This is a genomic window from Streptomyces sp. WAC00040, assembly GCF_056835925.1.
This window is the reverse complement of sequence record NZ_JAKQZE010000001.1, coordinates 3,478,369-3,496,276: the sequence shown is the minus strand read 5'-3', so window position 1 is coordinate 3,496,276 and position 17,908 is coordinate 3,478,369. Positions and strand designations below refer to the sequence as shown.

General features: G+C 71.0%; 11 protein-coding genes and 1 pseudogene. 3 read left to right on the top strand and 9 right to left on the bottom strand.

Annotated elements, in window-relative coordinates:
• Positions 1–58: 58 nt before the first annotated feature.
• The 5 genes from ffh to nsdA all read right to left on the bottom strand — a co-directional run bounded on the left by ffh (position 59) and on the right by nsdA (position 7,797).
• Positions 59–1,612: a signal recognition particle protein gene (ffh, locus tag MDN94_RS16205; protein ID WP_482726483.1), complete on the bottom strand. Its 1,554-nt coding sequence runs from the start codon at positions 1,610–1,612 to the stop codon at positions 59–61.
• Between the two features lie 226 nt (positions 1,613–1,838).
• Positions 1,839–4,289, bottom strand: a complete 2,451-nt coding sequence (locus tag MDN94_RS16200; protein WP_482726482.1) for a [protein-PII] uridylyltransferase — start codon at positions 4,287–4,289, stop codon at positions 1,839–1,841.
• 28 nt (positions 4,290–4,317) lie between these two features.
• Positions 4,318–4,656 carry a P-II family nitrogen regulator gene (locus MDN94_RS16195; protein ID WP_005311372.1) on the bottom strand — a complete coding sequence of 113 codons (339 nt, stop codon included), beginning with the start codon at positions 4,654–4,656 and terminating at the stop codon, positions 4,318–4,320.
• Positions 4,653–6,011 carry an ammonium transporter gene (locus tag MDN94_RS16190; RefSeq protein ID WP_482726481.1) on the bottom strand — a complete coding sequence of 453 codons (1,359 nt, stop codon included), beginning with the start codon at positions 6,009–6,011 and terminating at the stop codon, positions 4,653–4,655. The genes MDN94_RS16195 and MDN94_RS16190 overlap by 4 nt, the downstream gene beginning before the upstream one ends.
• Positions 6,012–6,324: 313 nt before the next feature.
• Positions 6,325–7,797, bottom strand: coding sequence for a transcriptional repressor NsdA (gene nsdA, locus MDN94_RS16185; protein ID WP_482726480.1), 1,473 nt, complete (start codon positions 7,795–7,797; stop codon positions 6,325–6,327).
• Between the two features lie 426 nt (positions 7,798–8,223).
• Between nsdA and MDN94_RS16180 the strand changes: the two genes are divergently transcribed.
• Positions 8,224–8,886 carry a bifunctional DNA primase/polymerase gene (locus MDN94_RS16180; protein ID WP_482726479.1) on the top strand — a complete coding sequence of 221 codons (663 nt, stop codon included), beginning with the start codon at positions 8,224–8,226 and terminating at the stop codon, positions 8,884–8,886.
• Between the two features lie 68 nt (positions 8,887–8,954).
• Here MDN94_RS16180 and ftsY read toward each other — a convergent pair whose 3' ends face one another.
• On the bottom strand, positions 8,955–10,178 hold the full coding sequence (gene ftsY, locus MDN94_RS16175; protein ID WP_482726478.1) for a signal recognition particle-docking protein FtsY: 1,224 nt from the start codon (positions 10,176–10,178) through the stop codon (positions 8,955–8,957).
• Positions 10,179–10,429: 251 nt separating this feature from the next.
• Here ftsY and MDN94_RS16170 point away from each other — a divergent pair.
• Together MDN94_RS16170 and MDN94_RS16165 are read left to right on the top strand one after the other, a co-directional pair.
• Positions 10,430–11,173, top strand: a pseudogene (locus MDN94_RS16170) (cytosine permease); the annotation flags it as partial.
• A gap of 59 nt (positions 11,174–11,232) precedes the next feature.
• The gene (locus MDN94_RS16165) at positions 11,233–12,204 is read left to right on the top strand and encodes an LLM class flavin-dependent oxidoreductase (protein ID WP_482726477.1); all 972 of its coding nucleotides are present in this window, start codon (positions 11,233–11,235) and stop codon (positions 12,202–12,204) included.
• A 40-nt stretch (positions 12,205–12,244) separates the two neighbouring features.
• Here MDN94_RS16165 and MDN94_RS16160 read toward each other — a convergent pair whose 3' ends face one another.
• From MDN94_RS16160 to MDN94_RS16150, 3 genes are all read right to left on the bottom strand, one after another.
• Positions 12,245–13,666, bottom strand: a complete 1,422-nt coding sequence (locus MDN94_RS16160; protein WP_482726476.1) for a sugar porter family MFS transporter — start codon at positions 13,664–13,666, stop codon at positions 12,245–12,247.
• 215 nt (positions 13,667–13,881) lie between these two features.
• Positions 13,882–17,445 carry a chromosome segregation protein SMC gene (smc, locus tag MDN94_RS16155; RefSeq protein ID WP_482726475.1) on the bottom strand — a complete coding sequence of 1,188 codons (3,564 nt, stop codon included), beginning with the start codon at positions 17,443–17,445 and terminating at the stop codon, positions 13,882–13,884.
• A gap of 189 nt (positions 17,446–17,634) precedes the next feature.
• Entirely contained in the window at positions 17,635–17,853 is a 219-nt protein-coding gene (locus MDN94_RS16150) for a hypothetical protein (RefSeq protein ID WP_005311394.1), read from the bottom strand.
• Positions 17,854–17,908 lie beyond the last annotated feature (55 nt).

The following is a 17,908-nucleotide window of genomic DNA, read 5'->3' as shown; positions in this document are numbered from 1 at the left end:
ACGAGGGCCCGCGACCGTGCCGGTCGCGGGCCCTTCGGCTGTCCCTCCGGGCGGTGGATCAGCCCATGAACTTCTTGAACTCGTCGGGCAGCTCGAAGTCCTTGCCCGGCTCGCCGGCCGGCAGCCCGAAGGCGCCGCCCTGTGCCGCCGCCTGCTCGCGCCGCACCGCGGCTGCCTGCTCCTCGGCCTTGCGCTTCATCGGGTTGCCGCTCTTGCGCTTGCCCTTGGCCTGCTTCTGCTGCTTCTTCTGCCGACCGGGGCCGCCACCCATGCCGGGCATTCCCGGCATACCGGGCATGCCGCCGCCCTGAGCCATCCGCGACATCATCTTGCGCGCCTCGAAGAACCGCTCCACCAGGCCCTTGACCGCGCTGACCTCGACACCGGAGCCCTTGGCGATGCGCGCGCGGCGGGACCCGTTGATGATCGTCGGGTCCTGGCGCTCACCCGGAGTCATCGACTTGATGATCGCGGCCGTACGATCCACGTCACGCTCGTCGATGTTGTTGATCTGGTCCTTCATCTGGGCCATGCCGGGCAGCATGCCGAGCAACTTCGAGATGGAGCCCATCTTGCGGACCTGCTCCATCTGGGCCAGGAAGTCGTCGAGCGTGAACTCCTTACCCTTGCTGCTCGCCAGCTTGGAGGCCATCTTGGCGGCCTCTTCCTGGCTGAAGGTCTGCTCGGCCTTCTCGATCAGCGAGAGCATGTCGCCCATGCCGAGGATGCGGGACGCCATGCGGTCCGGGTGGAACGCGTCGAAGTCGTCCAGCTTCTCGCCGTTGGAGGCGAACATGATCTGCTTGCCGGTGACGTGCGCGACGGAGAGCGCGGCACCGCCTCGGGCGTCGCCGTCCAGCTTCGACAGGACCACCCCGTCGAACCCGACACCGTCGCGGAAGGCCTCCGCCGTGTTGACGGCGTCCTGACCGATCATGGCGTCGACGACGAAGAGGATCTCGTCGGGGCTGACGGCGTCGCGGATGTCCGCGGCCTGCTGCATCAGCTCCTGGTCGATACCGAGACGGCCGGCGGTGTCGACGATGACGACGTCGTACTGGCGGGTCCGCGCGTGCTCGATGGAGTCCTTCGCGACCTGGACCGGGTCGCCGACGCCGTTGCCCGGCTGGGGCGCGTAGACGGCGACACCCGCCCGCTCCGCGACGACCGAGAGCTGGTTGACGGCATTGGGGCGCTGGAGGTCACAGGCGACGAGCAGGGGCGAGTGCCCCTGGGCCTTGAGCCAGAGACCGAGCTTTCCGGCGAGGGTGGTCTTACCGGCACCCTGGAGACCGGCGAGCATGATCACGGTCGGCGCCGTCTTGGCGAACCGCAGACGGCGGGTCTCGCCGCCGAGGATGCCGATGAGCTCCTCGTTGACGATCTTGATGACCTGCTGGCTCGGGTTCAGAGCCTTGGAGACCTCGGCGCCCAGGGAGCGGGCCTTGACCTGCTTGATGAACTCCCGGACGACCGGGAGCGCCACGTCGGCCTCGAGCAGGGCGATACGGATTTCCCGGGCCGCGCCGTCGATGTCAGCCTCGGACAGGCGTCCCTTGCCCCTGAGGTTCTTGAAAGTCGCGCTGAGGCGGTCGGAAAGCGTATCGAACACGGTGGTCGCGATTCCTCGGGTCGGGGCCTGGTGGTCGCCCCAAGGGTATCGGGCGTCGGAACATTCATGCCCCCGCCCGCCGTAACGGGCGGACGGACGGCGATCTCCGCGGCGGCGGGGAGCAGATCTCGGCCCCGAGGAGCTTCATGGGTTCCTCCGGGCCGTCCCTCGCCGGCTCGGGGAAGCACGCGCTGGTCAACGAGCGGCCGCACCGCCCGTCGACCCCTCACCGCAGCGCCTCCTCCACGCTCTTGGCCAGGGCCGCCGCCTCCGCATCACCGAGCGGAGAGCCTGCCTCGTCCGTCACGTACAGCGTGTCCACGGCGTTCGCGCCGAGCGTCGATACGTGGGCGCTGCGGACCCGGACCGCCGCCCCCTCCAGGGCCCGCCCGATCCTGTGCAGCAGGCCAGGGGCGTCATGGGCGCGGACCTCGATGACCGTGGCGAGGCGCGATCCGGCCTCGGCCACCGTCACCCTGGGCGGGGGCGCCTTGACGCCCCGCCGCCGGGGATAGGCGGCCTCCCGCTCTGCCAGGCGGCCGCGGATGTCCAGTGAGCCGTCCAGGGCGCGCACGAGGTCGGCGCGGAGGCGGGACGCCTGCGGCAGGGAGCCGTATTCGGCGGCGACCCGCCAGTCGAGGACCAGGACGGTCCCGTCCCCCACTTCGCTGGGCAGGTCGATCGCCCTGAGGTCCGCGGCCCGGACGGTGAGCCGGTGCAGCGCAAGGACCCCGGCGGCCGCGGGGAGCACGCCGGGCTGGTCGGGCAGGGCGATGAGCAGCTCGACGCCGACGGGTTCCGGCCCGCCGTCCTCGGCAGGGGCCTCCGGATGGGTGTGCAGGGCGAGCACGGGTTCGCCGGTGCGCAGGGCCTCGATCGCCAGGCGTTCCTGTTCGGCGCTGGGTGCCGCCTGGTCCGGCTCGGCCGGAGTGTCGCCCGCGAGGACCGCCGCCACCCGCCTGACCAGGTCGGCCACGAGGGAGCCGCGCCAGGAGGACCAGGCCGCCGGGCCGGTGGCGAGAGCGTCCGCCTCGGTGAGCGCGTGCAGCAGCTCCAGGGTTCCGGCAGAGCCGACGACGGAGGCCACGGAGGCGACCGTCGCCGGGTCGTCGAGGTCGCGCCTGGTCGCCGTCTCGATGAGCAGCAGGTGGTGGCGCACGAGGGTGGCGATGACGCCCACGTCCGCGCGGTCGAAGCCGATCCGGGTGGCCACGTCGCGGGCGATGGTCTCGCCGGCGACCGAGTGGTCGCCGGGCCAGCCCTTGCCGATGTCGTGCAGCAGCGCGGCGACGAGCAGCAGGTCCGGGCGGCCGACGTGCCGGGTCAGCTCCGACGCCTTGACCGCCGTCTCGACGAGGTGCCGGTCGACGGTCCAGGTGTGCACGGCGTTGCGCTGGGGCCGGCACCGGACGCGTTCCCAGTCGGGGACGAGCCGGGTGATCAGTCCCTCGGCCTCGAGTGCCTCCCAGACGGGGACGGTCGGCTCCCCCGCGCCGAGCAGTGTGACCAGTTCCTCCCGGGCCTCCGCGGGCCAGGGCACGGGCAGCGGACCGGCGGTCATGGCATGGCCGAGGCGCCGAACCGCGTGCCGGGAGATCGGCAGGCCGGACTGGGCCGCGGCGGCGGCGGCGCGGAGCGGGAGGACCGGGTCGCGGTCCGGGCGTGCTGTGCGGGCGAGGACCACTTCGCCGTCGAGTTCGACGACCCCCTCGGCGAGCGGGGTGCGCTCGGGCTGCGGGGGCCGTCCGCCGAGCATGGCCCGGAGCCTCGGCCGTACGGCACGGGAGCGCAGGACCCGGCTGACCTCCCGCCAGGTGACGTCGGTGGCGTACGAGACGGTCCGCGCTGCCTCGTACACCTGGCGCAGCAGGGCGTCGGCGTCGAGGAGGCCGAGCTCGGCCGCGACCTGGTCCTGTTCCTGGAGGGCGAGCCGGTCGGTGGCGCGGCCGGTGGTGAGGTGGAGCGCGTCGCGGACGTCGAGGAGGACGCGGCGGGCTTCGGCGAGTCCTTCCCGGGGGGCGTCGGCGAGCCATGAGGCGGCTACCGCGCGGAGCGCGGTGACGTCCCTCAGTCCGCCTCTGGCCTCTTTCAGATCGGGCTCGAGGAGGTACTGGAGCTCACCCTGCCGGGCGGCCCGCTCTCGGCAGAGTTCGTCGAGTTCGGGCAGCCGCCGCGGAGCCTGGTTGCGCCAGTCGGCGAGCACGGCGGTACGCAGGGAGGCGACCAGTCCGAGGTCACCGGCGACAGGCCGGGCGTCGAGAAGCCCGAGCTGCACCTTGAGGTCCTCACCCGCGGTCTTCCGGGCCTCCGCGGGTGTGCGGACGGAGTGGTCGAGGGCGAGGCCGAGGTCCCAGACCGGGTACCAGATCCGGTCGGCGATCGCGGCGACTGCGGCGGGGGACGCGCTGCCGTCGTGGAGCAGCAGGAGGTCGAGGTCGCTGCGCGGGGAGAGTTCCCCGCGGCCGTAGCCGCCGACGGCGACGAGCGCCGCGCCCCGAACGCCCTGTTCCAGCGCCGCGGCGGCGAAGAGGGCGGACAGCCATTCGTCGGTCAGCTTCGCCAGGGCCGCACGGCGCGGCGGCCCGGACCGCTCCTTCTCGGTGAGAAGGAGCAGCCGGGCCGCCGCATAGCCGCTGGGTCCGCTGTCTTCCGTTTCTTCGGTCACGTCCAGGCTCACCCAGCAGCTCCCTTGTCCGTGTTCGCTCTTACAGGGCGTCGGGGCCGCGCTCGCCGGTCCGTACCCGGACCGCCGTGTCGACCGGGACGCTCCAGACCTTGCCGTCGCCGATCTTTCCGGTGCGGGCGGCCTTGACGATCACGTCCACGAGCTGTTCGGCGTCGTCGTCCTCGACCAGCACCTCGATGCGGATCTTGGGGACGAGGTCGACGGTGTACTCCGCGCCGCGGTAGACCTCGGTGTGGCCGCGCTGCCGGCCGTAGCCGCTTGCCTCTGTGACCGTGAGGCCCTGGACGCCGAAGGCCTGGAGGGCCTCCTTGATCTCGTCCAGCCGGTGCGGCTTCACGACTGCGGTGATGAGCTTCATGCGTCCACCTTCTTGTTCTGTCCAGCGCCGGCCACGGCGTCCGCGGCGGGGGGTACGGCCTTGCGGGAGCCCGTTCCGCCGCCGGCGCCGCTGAAGTCGTACGCGGTCTCGGCGTGCTCGACCTGGTCGATGCCGGAGACCTCGACGTCCTCGTCCACCCGCATGCCGATCGTCTTGTCGAGGACGAAGGCGAGGATCGCGGAGACGACCAGGGAGTAGGCGAGTACCGCGAAGACTCCGACGGCCTGCTTGCCGAGCTGGTCGAGGCCGCCGCCGTAGAAGAGGCCCTTGACCTCGGACTGCACGCCGCCGGTGGCGAACAGGCCGACCAGCAGGGAGCCGACGATACCGCCGACAAGGTGGACGCCGACGACGTCCAGGGAGTCGTCGTAGCCGAACTTGAACTTCAGGCCGACGGCCATGGCGCACAGCAGACCGGCGATGGCGCCGACGGCGATCGCGCCGAGCGGGGAGACGGCGCCGCCGGACGGGGTGATGGCGACGAGGCCGGCGACCGCGCCGGACGCGGCGCCGAGGGTGGTGAAAGCGCCGTGGCGGATCTTCTCGTAGGCGAGCCAGGCGAGCATGGCGGCGGCGGTGGCGACCTGGGTGTTGACGAACATCACCGCGCCGACGCCGTCGTCGTTGCCGAGCCACGAGCCGGCGTTGAAGCCGAACCAGCCGAACCACAGGAGACCGGCGCCGAGCATGACCAGCGGGAGGCTGTGCGGGCGCATCGGGTCCTTCTTGAAGCCGACGCGCTTGCCGATGACGAGGATCACGCCGAGGGCCGCGGCACCGGCGTTGATGTGGACGGCCGTGCCGCCCGCGAAGTCGATGACGCCCATCTCGAACAGCCAGCCGCCCGCGCCCCAGACCCAGTGCGCGACCGGGAAGTAGACGACCGTGGCCCACAGGGCGATGAACAGGGCCCATGCGGTGAACTTGACGCGGTCCGCGAGGGCGCCGCTGATCAGGGCCGGTGTGATGATCGCGAACATCAGCTGGAAGACGGCGAAGACGTACACCGGGATGGTGTAACCGTCCCACAGCTCGGTGATGCCGATGCCGCTGAGACCGACGTAGTCGGAGCTCCAGCCGATGATCGAACCGGAGTCGGTGCCGAAGGCAAGGCTGAAGCCGTACAGCACCCAGAGGATGGTGACGATCCCGAGGCTGATGAAGCTCATCATCAGCATGTTCAGGGAGCTCTTGACCCGGACCATGCCTCCGTAGAAGAAGGCCAGTCCCGGGGTCATGAGCATCACCAGGGCGGAACAAATGAGAATGAACCCTGTGTTGGCGGCAGACAGCTCAGGGGCGTCTGCGGCAAGGGTCGAGATGCCTGGGGGCATCGGCGTCTCCTCGTCGTCGTGCGGCCGCGTGCGGGCGGAGCCAGTGCGGTAGAGGGGCGGGCCGGACAGCCCCTTTGCGCCATGAGGTTGGCGCAGCGCCGTTTCCGCAGATGCCGCTCGATGTTTCGCGGCCGTGACGAAGAGGTCCGGCGTGTTACGCCGTCATGAACAGGCTGATCGCCCGCGGTCACCGAGAGTATCCTCTGCGCACACGGAAACCGGCCGCGACACTCACCCGGATGACTTGGCACGGGGGGAGCCGAGTCGGGCAGTTCGGGGTGGGCGTCGCGGCCGGGGTCTGAGGCGCTGCCGGTCAGACCGCTTCGGCGGTCTCGGGCAGCTGGGCGGTGAGCAGGTCGGTGAACTGGACGACCTCCGCGACATCGCCGAAGTCCCTGGCCGCCGTGTCGACGGTCTTGCGCAGCCGGGTGTTGACACGCTCGGAGCGGACCCGTTTGGCGACCGTGAGCGCCTCGCCGGCCAGCGCGGTGGCTTGTTCCGGCTCCCTCTTGAGGAGGTGGACGGTGGCCATCCCGACCAGGTTGAGTGCGTACGACCGCTGGTGCTCCTCGTCCCGCCGGAAGAGCTCCACGGCGCGCTCCATGATCGGCTCGGCGAGTGAGGCGTAGGTGGGACTGCGGCCCGCCACATAGGCGAGGTCGCGGTAGGAGTGGGCGTTCTCTCCGTTGAGCTCGGCCTCGGAGAAGAAGCGGATCCAATCGGGCTCGGGCTCGGTGTCGAAACCGATGTCGGCGAAGGTGTCCTCCGCCATCCGCACGGCCCGCCGGCACTTGCTGGGCTGACCCATGTTGGCGTAGGCGCGGGCCTCCATCGCATACAGCATGGCCTGAGTGCGCGCGGTGGCGCAGTCGCGACTGCCGTACTGGGCGAGGTGGATCAGTTCGAGGGCGTCGTCGGGCCGGCCGAGGTGGATCATCTGCCGGCTCATGGAGGACAGGACGTACGAGCCGAGCGGCTTGTCACCGGCTTCCTTGGAGGCGTGCAGTGCGAGGACGAAGTACTTCTGCGCGGTGGGCTGGAGCCCCACGTCGTAGCTCATCCATCCGGCCAGCTCGGCCAGTTCGGCGGCGCACTTGAACAGGCGCCGCATGGTGGCGGGGGGCTGCGGTTCCTGAAGGAGGTCGGTGACCTCGTGGAGCTGGCCGACGACGGCCTTCCTGCGCAGGCCGCCACCGCACTGGGCGTCCCACTGGCGGAACATCGCGGTGGTGGCCTCGAGCAGGTCGAGCTCCGGCGCCGACAGGCGGCCACCCCTGCGGGTCGTGGGGGGCGCCTCCTCCGCGGCCTCCACGGCCGGGGTGGGAACGAGCCAGCGCTGCATGGGTTCGACGAGGGCGGACCCGGCGGCGAGCGAGAGCGAGGTGCCGAGGAAGCCGCGGCGCGCGAGCATCAGGTCGCTTCTGGAGAACTCGCTGAGCAGGGCGACGGTCTGGTCTCCGGCCCAGGGCAGGTCGACGCCGGACACGGAGGGTGCCAGGTGGGCGGAGCGCAGGCCGAGGTCCTCGATGGCGACGACGCTGCCGAAGCGTTCGCTGAAGAGCTCGGACAGGATCCGGGGGATCGGCTCGCGCGGCTGTTCGCCGTCCAGCCAGCGGCGCACCCGGGAGGTGTCCGTGCTGATGTGGTGTGCGCCCATCTGCCGTGCCCGGCGGTTCACTTGGCGCGCCAGCTCGCCCTTCGACCAGCCACTGCGCATGAACCAGGAGTTCAGCTGTTCGTTGGGGCGCTTGCCGGTGTTCGTACCGTCTGCGCCGCTGCCGCTCACTGGAATGCCCCCATCCGCCGAAGCCTCATCGCCCGAACCCGTACCAGAATGCCGCCTGTTGGGCCTTCCTGTGACCAGGTTGCACCCGTCGAACAGAGAGACGAGTTGCCCCCGGCATACTCGGAAGCCGACTGCAATTGCAGGTCGATGCACCGACAGTAATGCGGCGATCACGCCTCCAGCGAGTGGGATTGCAGAATCGCCACCATTCGCCACCCCTCCGAGTGAACCCACGTACCGCCAGGCGCGATTCACTTGACAGACGAAAATCAGCACCCGATGGAGGGTTGCGCGCGCAGGCGCGCGCCACGTTCCGCACTCCCCCATGCACCACCGCACCCCGCCGACACCCCGACGGTGACGACGGAGAGTAACAGGGGAGCTTCGGGTCGTAACCACCGGCGAGCAGGACCCGTTGGAGGGGGCATGGGCTTCACGATCGGCGGCACCCGAGGGATCAGTCAGATCCGGGTCGGCTCCCGGCGCCGCGGGCGCGCGACAGAGGCCACAGCGGTGGCCGAGTACACCGGACTGTGGGGCTGGGCGGTGGTTCCCGGCGCACGGGCCGCGGCGGGCAAGTGCTCTTGCGGCGGGGCGCGGTGCGAGGCGCCGGGAGCGCATCCCCTCGCCTTCGCGCTCGAGGTCCCGGCCGGCGCCACGCTCGACGAGGCCGGCAAGGCCTGGGCGGATGTGCCCGGGGCATCGCTGCTGCTGCCGGTCGGCCGGAGCTTCGACATCCTGGACGTCGCCGCACCGGCGGGCCGCCGGGCCCTGGTGCGCATGGAGCGCATGGGGCTGCCGCTCGGCCCGGTCACGGTCACTCCCGACGGCCGCTGCCAGTTCTTCGTGGCTCCCGGCGCTGCGGCCGAGCTGCCCCGGCTGCTGTACCGGATGGGCTGGGACGACGCCGACCTGGACCTGCGCTGCCTCGGTCCCGGCGACCACATCACCGCCCCGCCGTCCGACCACGGCGGTCTTGGCCCCGTCCGGTGGCTTCGGCCGCCGTCCCTGGACACGGCGGCGGCCCCTCCGGAGGCCCGGCTGCTGCTCGGCACCCTGGCGTACATCTGCCACCGCAGCCGGCCCTGATTCCCGGACACGAGAGCGCCCGGCCGTCCCGTGACGGCCGGGCGCTCTCGTACGCGCGGAAGGTGCGCTCAGTCGCCGATCAGGGCATCGATGAACGCCTCGGGCTCGAAGGGGGCGAGATCGTCCGGGCCCTCGCCCAGACCCACGAGTTTCACAGGCACGCCCAGCTCACGCTGGACGGCGACGACGATGCCGCCCTTGGCGGTGCCGTCCAGCTTGGTCAGCACGATGCCGGTGATGTCCACGACCTCGGCGAAGACCCGCGCCTGCACCAGGCCGTTCTGACCGGTGGTGGCGTCGAGGACGAGCAGGACCTCGTCCAGCGGGCCGTGCTTCTCCACGACCCGCTTCACCTTGCCGAGCTCGTCCATCAGGCCGGTCTTGGTGTGCAACCGGCCGGCGGTGTCGATCAGCACCACGTCCGCGCCCTCGGCGATGCCCTCCTTGACCGAGTCGAAAGCGACCGAGGCCGGATCGCCGGCCTCCGGCCCGCGCACGGTGCGGGCGCCGACGCGCTCGCCCCAGGTCTGCAGCTGATCGGCGGCGGCGGCACGGAAGGTGTCAGCGGCGCCAAGTACGACCGAGCGGCCGTCCGCGACGAGAACGCGGGCGAGCTTGCCGGTGGTGGTGGTCTTACCGGTGCCGTTCACCCCCACGACCATGACGACGGCGGGCGTGTCCAGACCGCTCTCGGTCTTGACCGCGCGGTCGAAGTCGGTGCCCACGAGGTGCAGCAGTTCCTCCCGCAGCAGGGTGCGCAGCTGCTCGGGCGTGCGGGTGCCGAGCACCTTCACCCGCTCACGCAGCCGCTCGACGAGCTCCTGGGTGGGGGCGACGCCGACATCGGCGGTGAGAAGCGTGTCCTCGATCTCCTCCCAGGTGTCCTCGTCGAGGTGCTCACGCGAGAGGAGCGTGAGGAGCCCCTTGCCGAGCGAGTTCTGCGAACGGGCGAGACGGGCACGGAGCCGGACGAGCCGGCCGGCAGTCGGTTCCGGGATCTCGACGGCGGGGGCCGGCGCCTCGGCGACGACCGGGTCCTCGACGGCGACGGGTGTTTCGACGGCCTCGTCGGCCGTCGGAAGGTCGACCTCCTCGATGGTGCGGCGGGGTTCCTCCCGCGGCGTCTCCGCCTCGTCGCCGACGTGCGGTTCGGCGGGCGGAGCAGTGATGGTCGGCGGGGCCGGCGGCGCCTGCGGCGGCAGCTGCTTCTTCTTGCGGCTACTTACCACGAGGCCGCTGATCGCGCCGATCGCGACCAGGGCGATGACTACGGCAAGGATGACGATTTCCATAACCCGTCCAGTATCGGCCACGGCCGCGCGCACAGAAGAGGTCAGAGGATCACACAAAGCAACCCTCACCCATTTGGGCGTTATGAGGTGTTCGTACGATGCTTGCGGCTTCCGCTTCCTCCGGCGGCCCCACCGGCGTCCCCCACCCCGTACGGAGCCACTTCCATGCCCCACGCCTCCGAGTCCGAAGGCGCGAAAGAGACCCGCGGCCTCGAACCCGTCCCCGACGGGGAGCGCACCGGCCGCGTCCGGCTCCGGACCTCACGCGCTACCTGCCCGGCACGGCCTCCGGCCGGGCGATGGTCGGCGCCACCGTCGGCGGCGCGGGCGTCGTCGCTGTGCCGATGGTGCTGAGGGGCGTCGTAATGACGGTGACACACCGGACCTGGCGAGCACCCAGGACCCGGTCGCCTTCATCGGCGAGATCCTGCCGATGTGGCCGGCGGTGCCGTATCCGCTGGTCGCCCTCGTCGGCGTGCTGCTGATCAACTCCATGTCGATGTACTCCGCCGGCTACCGCGCAGACTCTGGGCGTGAAGGTGCCCCGCACCTGGGCGGTGAGCGTGAACGTCCTGATCAGCCTGGTCCTCGGCTTCCTGCTGATGGTGTGGCCACCAGCTTCATCGGCTCCTTCGTCTCGTCCTGACGCTGCTCGCGGTGGCCTTCTCCGCGTGGATCGGCGAGGCGCTCGTACGAAGGGGCGGCACTGATCGACACCACCCGCACGAGCGCCTACTGGTACCGCGGCGGTTTCGCCTGGCAGGCGATGGTGCCGAGGGCGTCGGCGCTGGTGGTGGGGCTGATGTTCACCCGGGTCGACTGGTTCGCCGGCCCGTTCGCGCCGTCCTCGGCCGGCGAGAACGGCCTGGGCCGGGCGGTGACGGTCCTGGTCCGCCGCGGGCCTGTACGCGGTGCTGCCGCGTGCCGGGGCGGCCATCCAGGCGGGCCCCGCGACCGCGGCCCCCGAAACCGAGCCCGAGACCCTGTCCATCTGACACTACGTCAGCTAACGTCCTCCCTCGCCGTGCCCACATCTGGCGGAGGGGGACTTCCCATGGCCTTCACGGTTGCCCGGTTCAACATGGTCGATCCGGCCGCGACACCCGAGACCCTCGCGGCCCGCTACCGTGCGGCCCTGGAGATGGCCGTGTACGCCGACGACCGCGGCGTCGACACGGTCCAGACCGAGGAGCACCACGGCGCCGGGAACAACTGGCTGCCGTCGCCACTGGCATTCGCCGGCGCCGTCCTCGGCGCCACCCGCCGCATCGCGGTCACCGTGTCCGCGGTCATCGGCCCGCTGCACGAGCCGCTGCGGATGGCCGAGGACATCGCCGTGCTGGACCTGATCGGCCAGGGCCGGCTGGTGACCGTCGCGGGGATCGGATACCGGCCCGAGGAGTACGCGCAGTTCGGCGTCGACTGGAGCCGGCGCGGACAGCTCCAGGACGAGCTGCTGGAGACGCTGCTGGCCGCATGGACCGGCGAGAGCTTCGTATACCGGGGCCGTACCGTGCGGGTCACCCCGCGCCCGTACACCCGACCGCACCCTCCGCTGATCGTCGGCGGGTCCTCCCGTGCCGCCGCGCGCCGCGCCGCCCGCCTCGGTCTCCCGTTCTTCCCCAGTGCCCACCTGCCGGAGCTGGAGGCGTACTACGAGGAGCGGCGGGCCGAGTACGGGACCGACGGCTTCTGCATGATGCCCGCCGAGAAGACGACGCTGCTGCACGTGTCGGAGGATCCCGACCGGGCGTGGGCGCTGTACGGCGAGCACTTCCTGCACGAGGCACGGACGTACGCGTCATGGCAGTCGCCGGACATCCGCTCCGCGGTGCGGTCCGCGGCCGGGACCGTCCGGGACCTGCGCGACGAAGGCGTCTACCGCATCGTGACCCCCGACGAGTGCGCGGCACTGGGCGCGGAGAGTCTGGTGCTGCACCCCCTGTGCGGCGGCATGCCGGTGGACGAGGGATGGCGCAGCCTTCAGCTCCTGTGCGAACACGTACTGCCCCGGCTCACGCGCTGAGCCGGGGCAGTTTCCGTGACGAGGAGAGGGGCAGCGGGGATTAGCCCATCTCCTCCAACGCCTTGCCCTTCGTCTCCTTGACGTACCTCAGTACGAAGGGGATCGAGAGCACGGCGAAGACCGTGTAGATCACATAGGTGCCGGAGAGGTTCCAGTCCGCGAGGCTCGGGAAGCTGGCGGTGATGGCCCAGTTGGCGATCCACTGCGCGGAGGCGGCGACGCCGAGGGCGGCGGCGCGGATCCGGTTCGGGAACATCTCGCCGAGGAAGACCCAGACGACGACACCCCACGAGAGCGCGAAGAAGAGCACGAAGACGTGGGCGGCGATCAGGGCCACGACACCCTGGGTCTCCGGAAGCTTGCCGTCGACGAGGTCGGCGGAGAAGGCCCAGGCCTCGAGGGCCAGCGCGATCGCCATACCGGTGGAGCCGATCAGCGCGAGCGGCCGGCGGCCGATCCGGTCGACCAGCACCATCGCGATCACGGTGCCGATGATGTTGATGATCGACGTGGTGAACGAGTAGAGGAAGGAGCTGGACGGGTCGACGCCCACCGACTGCCACAGGGTGGCCGAGTAGTAGAACGCGACGTTGATGCCGACCAGCTGCTGGAAGACCGAGAGGCCGATGCCGACCCAGACGATGGGCAGGAAGCCGAAGCGGCCGCCGAGCAGGTCCTTGAAGGAGGACTTGTGCTCCCGGCGCATGGCGAGCTCGATCTCGTTGACCCGGGCGTCCAGGTCGACGCCCTTGCCCTCGACCTCGGCGAGGACCTCCTTCGCCCGACCGACCTTGCCGACCGAGATGAGGAAGCGCGGCGACTCCGGGATCGCGAAGGACAGCAGTCCGTACATCACCGCCGGGACGACCATGACACCGAGCATCCACTGCCATGCCTCGATGCCGGCGATCTCCCCGCGCTGATCGCCGTCGGCGAGCTGGAGGATGCCGTAGTTCACCAGCTGCGAGACCGCGATGCCGATGACGATCGCGGCCTGCTGGAAGGAGGCCAGCCGGCCGCGGTAGGCGGCGGGAGAGACCTCGGCGATGTAGGCCGGGCCGATGACGGACGCCATGCCGATGGCGAAGCCGCCGATGATCCGCCACATGGCGAGGTCCCAGAGCGCGAACGGGAGCGCGGAGCCCACGGCGCTGAGAGTGAAGAGCACGGCTGCGATCTGCATACAGCGGATGCGGCCGATGCGGTCCGCGATACGGCCGGCGGTCGCGGCGCCGATGGCGCAGCCGATCAGCGCGACGGCGATGACCTGGGCGAGGGTGCCGGAGCCGATCTCGTAGCGGTGCCGGATGGCTTCGACCGCGCCGTTGATGACAGAGCTGTCGTAACCGAAGAGGAAGCCGCCCATCGCGGCGGCGGCCGTGATGAAGATGACATGCCCGAGATGGTCAGGGTGGGCCGAGCGGGCCCCTGATGCCGGTGGCGGCTGCGCAGTGCTGGTCACGTGTACTCCTGGGGCCGTCCGGCAGCACCGCCGGACGTGGGGGGCGAGCCCTACAAGTGGGGCACAAGTTGGGGGCGCGCACCACTTGAAGGTAAAAGCAACGTTGCAGAGACTATTCCTTCAAGTTTCGAAGTCAAGAGCCTGATCAAAATCGGCCAGCGACCTTGCGAGGCGGCTATAGCTTCAAGTCTTGAAGAAGTAGGGACGGTCACGCCTCAGCGGAGACGCTGGCTGATGACCTTGGAGACGCCGTCACCCTGCATGGAGACGCCGTACAGGGCGTCCGCGACCTCCATCGTCCGCTTCTGGTGCGTGATCACGATCAGCTGCGAACTCTCCTGCAGCTCCTGCATGATCCGGATCAGCCGCTGGAGGTTGGTGTCGTCGAGCGCCGCCTCGACCTCGTCCATCACGTAGAACGGACTCGGCCGGGCCTTGAAGATGGAGACAAGCATCGCCACGGCGGTCAGGGACCTCTCCCCGCCCGACAGCAGCGACAGCCGCTTCACCTTCTTCCCGGGCGGGCGCGCCTCCACGTCCACGCCGGTGGTGAGCATGTTGTCCGGGTCGGTCAGCACGAGCCGCCCCTCGCCGCCGGGGAACAGGCGGGAGAAGACGCCCTCGAACTCACGGGCGGTGTCCCGGTAGGCCTCGGTGAAGACCTGCTCGACGCGTTCATCCACCTCCTTCACGACCTGAAGCAGGTCGGCCCGGGTCTTCTTCAGGTCCTCGAGCTGCTCCGACAGGAACTGGTGGCGCTCCTCCAGCGCCGCGAACTCCTCCAGAGCGAGCGGATTCACCTTTCCGAGCTGTTGGTACGCCCGTTCTGCCGACTTGAGGCGCTTTTCCTGTTCCCCGCGGACGAAACGCCGCGGCTGGTTCCTGGGGTGCTCCGGGTCCTCCGGAAGCTCCTCGCCCTCGGCCGGCGGGGACGGGGGCACCAGCTGGTCGGGGCCGTACTCGGACACCAGACCGGCCGGTTCCACGCCCAGCTCCTCCAGCGCCTTCGTCTCCAGTTGCTCGATCCGCAGCCGCTTCTCCGCGCCCAGCACCTCGCCGCGGTGGACCGAGTCGGTGAGCTTGTCCAGTTCGGCCTTGAGGTCGCGGCCCGCGCTCCGGGCGGCGGTCAGCTCCCGCTCGCGCTCGGCCTTGGCGGCCTCGGCCGCGGCCCGCTCGGCCTCCGCCCGCACCAGTGACACCTCGACATGCGCCAGCAGCTGCCGGGCTCCGGCCGCGACGGCGGCCGCCACCTCGGCCTCGTGGCGCAACCGGGCGCGCCGCTGGTCCGCCCGCGCACGCGCCTCACGCTCGGCGCGCGCCCCCCGGTCGAGCGCGTCGGCGCGCCCGGCCAGGCCCTTCACCCGCTCCTCGTGCGTACGCACCTGGAGACGGGCCTCCATCTCCGTCTGCCGCGCGTTGGCGCCGTCGGCGGCGAGCCGGTCCCGTACGTGGGTGTCCGGCTCCTCCTCGGCGGGGGCCTCCTCCGCGACGAGCAGCCGCTCCGCAAGCTCCTCGGCCTCCTCGGCCGCCCGCTCCAGCGCCTCTTGGGCGCGGGCGGCCGCCGCGGCGGTCCGCTCGGCCTCACCGGCGGCACCACGGGCCTGACCGGAGAGACGGCCGAGCCTGCCGGAGACGGCCGACTTCTCCCGGTCGGCGGCGCGCCTGCGCTCCCCCAGCTCCTCGACCAGCGACGCGCATTCGGCACGGCGGACGGTGGCCTGCTGCTGTGCGGCAGCCAGCTCCTCGCACTGCCGCGCCAGGTCCTCGAGTTCGGCCGCCGCCTCGTCGACGGACGCCTGGACCTCCAGGAGACTCGGCGCCCCGGCGGAGCCGCCCTGCGCGAAGTGTGCCGCGAGTACGTCGCCCTCCGCGGTCACGGCGGTGAGTCCGGGGCGTGCTCCGACCAGGTCCTCGGCGTCCTCGAGGCTTCCCACGACCACTGTCGTGCGCAGCAGCCTGCGTACGGCCGGCATCAGTTCCTCGGGCCCCCGGACGAGGTCCGCGGCGCGCTTGCCGTCCGCTCCCGACAGGTCGGGCTCAGGACCGTCGGCGGCGGACGTGGCGGAGGCGAGCAGCAGGGCCGCCCTGCCGCCGTCCTGTTTGCGCAGCAGACGGATCGCCTCTGCCGCCGTGGAGGCGTCGGTGACGGCCACCGCGTCCGCAGCCGCTCCCAGCGCCGCCGCTACGGGGATCTCGTATCCCGGCGTGACCGTGAGCAGTTCGGCCGCCGGGCCGAGCAGGCCCGCGAGACGGTCACGGGCTCCGAGCAGCACGCCCGTGCCGTCCTTGCGCCGCAGGCCCAGCGCGAGCGCCTCCCGACGGGCCGCCACGGCGGCGCGCTTGCGCTCCGCCGTGGTGAGCGCCTCGCGGGCCTCGCTCAGCGCGGTCTCCGCGCCGTCCAGTTCGCGCTTCGCAGCGTCGTGCCTGTCGGCCAGCAGGGAATCGTCGGAGTCCAGCGCGTCGACCTCGGCCTTGAGCTGCTCGTACTCCTCCTGCGCGGCGACGGCCCGCTCCTGCGCCTCGTCACGGGCGGCGGCCAGCCGGTCGATCTCGGCCTGGGCGGACGCGGCACGCGAACGGGCCGCGTTGACCTGGCCGCTCAGCCGGGCGAGCCCTTCACGACGGTCGGCGATGGCACGCGCCACGTCCTTCAGGCGGCGTTCCTCCACGGCGAGCTCGCGCTCCAGTTCGGCGCGGTGCGCGACGGTGTCCTCGAGGGCGCGTTCCGCCGCTTCGAGAGCGGCCTCCAGCTCCGCCTCCTGCTCACGGATGCGGGCGGCCTCACGCTCCATGTCCTCCGGATCACGACCGCGCCGCTCCTCCGCCGGCTGCGCCGTCGCGCTCTTGACGCGGGCGTCGGCGAGGGAGATGGTGCCGCGCACCCGTTCGGAAAGCTGGGAGAGCTCGTACCAGCTCTGCTGGGCGCGCTGGAGGCGCGGGGCGAGCCGCCGCACCTCGTCCTCCAGGTCCGCTTCACGGGTCAGCGCCGCCTTCAGCTCGGCCTCCGCCGCCTCCTTGCGCTGCTTGAGCGCGGCCTCGTCGGCGACCTCGGTGCGCAGCGCCTCCTGCATGCGTACGAGGTCGTCGGCGAGCAGCCGGAGCCGGGCGTCGCGCAGGTCCGCCTGGATGACCGCGGCCCTCCTGGCCACGGCCGCCTGCCGCCCCAGTGGCTTGAGCTGGCGGCGCAGCTCGTCGGTGAGGTCCTGCACGCGGGCGAGGTTGGCCCGCATCGCGTCCAGCTTCCGCAGCGCCTTCTCCTTGCGCTTGCGGTGCTTGAGGACGCCTGCCGCCTCTTCGATGAAGGCCCGCCGCCCCATCGGGTCGGCGTGCAGCACGGAATCGAGCTGGCCCTGGCCGACGATGACGTGCATCTCGCGGCCGATGCCGGAGTCGGAGAGCAGTTCCTGGATGTCGAGCAGCCGACAGGTGTCGCCGTTGATCTGGTACTCGCTGCCGCCGTTGCGGAACATGATCCGCGTGATGGTGACCTCGGCGTACTCGATGGGCAGGGCGCCGTCGGAGTTGTCGATCGTCAGGGAGACCTCTGCCCGGCCCAGCGGCGGCCGGCCGGTCGTCCCGGCGAAGATGACGTCCTCCATCTTGCCGCCGCGCAGGGACTTGGCGCCCTGCTCACCCATGACCCAGGAGAGCGCGTCCACGACGTTGGACTTGCCGGAGCCGTTGGGACCCACGACGCAGGTGATGCCGGGCTCGAACCGCAGGGTGGTGGCCGAGGCGAACGACTTGAAACCGCGCAGGGTCATGGCCTTGAGGTGCACGCCCCCGGACTCTACCTTTCGGTTGCGGTTTCACCCATGAAGGTGCAGGGCAGATCAGACGTTGAAGGAAACACTTCAGGAACTGTGGGGGACGGGGGCAGGGGCGGGAGCGGGAGCGGAAAAGAAAGAAGGGACGCCGAGGGCGTCCCTTGCATATCTTGCTGCGCGATGCCCTGGCGGACGCCGTGCTCAGGTGAGCGCGGGCTCCGCCCGAGGTACGTCGATGTCCATACCTTCGAGCAGCGACTCTCCGGGGTGCTGAGCGACGGCGGCGTTGAGCGCGTCATTCTCGGACTGGATCCGTACAAGCTCGGATTCGAGGTCCTGGACGCGCTGCTGAAGCCGTCGCATCTCGGCGAGGAGTCGCGGGTCGGAACCGCCGACGTAACCGAGAAGCGCCTTTGCCATGATGGATGGTCCTCCACACTGAGTGACCGACCGAAGCGGTGTGGGTCGTGAGGGA

What these genes read in the sequence shown, in the direction of transcription:
- MDN94_RS16150 (WP_005311394.1), bottom strand. Translation starts at nt 17,853, where the DNA reads ATGGCAAAGGCGCTTCTCGGTTACGTCGGCGGTTCCGACCCGCGACTC.
- MDN94_RS16190 (WP_482726481.1), bottom strand. Translation starts at nt 6,011, where the DNA reads ATGCCCCCAGGCATCTCGACCCTTGCCGCAGACGCCCCTGAGCTGTCT.
- MDN94_RS16165 (WP_482726477.1), top strand. Translation starts at nt 11,233, where the DNA reads ATGGCCTTCACGGTTGCCCGGTTCAACATGGTCGATCCGGCCGCGACA.
- MDN94_RS16180 (WP_482726479.1), top strand. Translation starts at nt 8,224, where the DNA reads ATGGGCTTCACGATCGGCGGCACCCGAGGGATCAGTCAGATCCGGGTC.
- MDN94_RS16195 (WP_005311372.1), bottom strand. Translation starts at nt 4,656, where the DNA reads ATGAAGCTCATCACCGCAGTCGTGAAGCCGCACCGGCTGGACGAGATC.
- ftsY (WP_482726478.1), bottom strand. Translation starts at nt 10,178, where the DNA reads ATGGAAATCGTCATCCTTGCCGTAGTCATCGCCCTGGTCGCGATCGGC.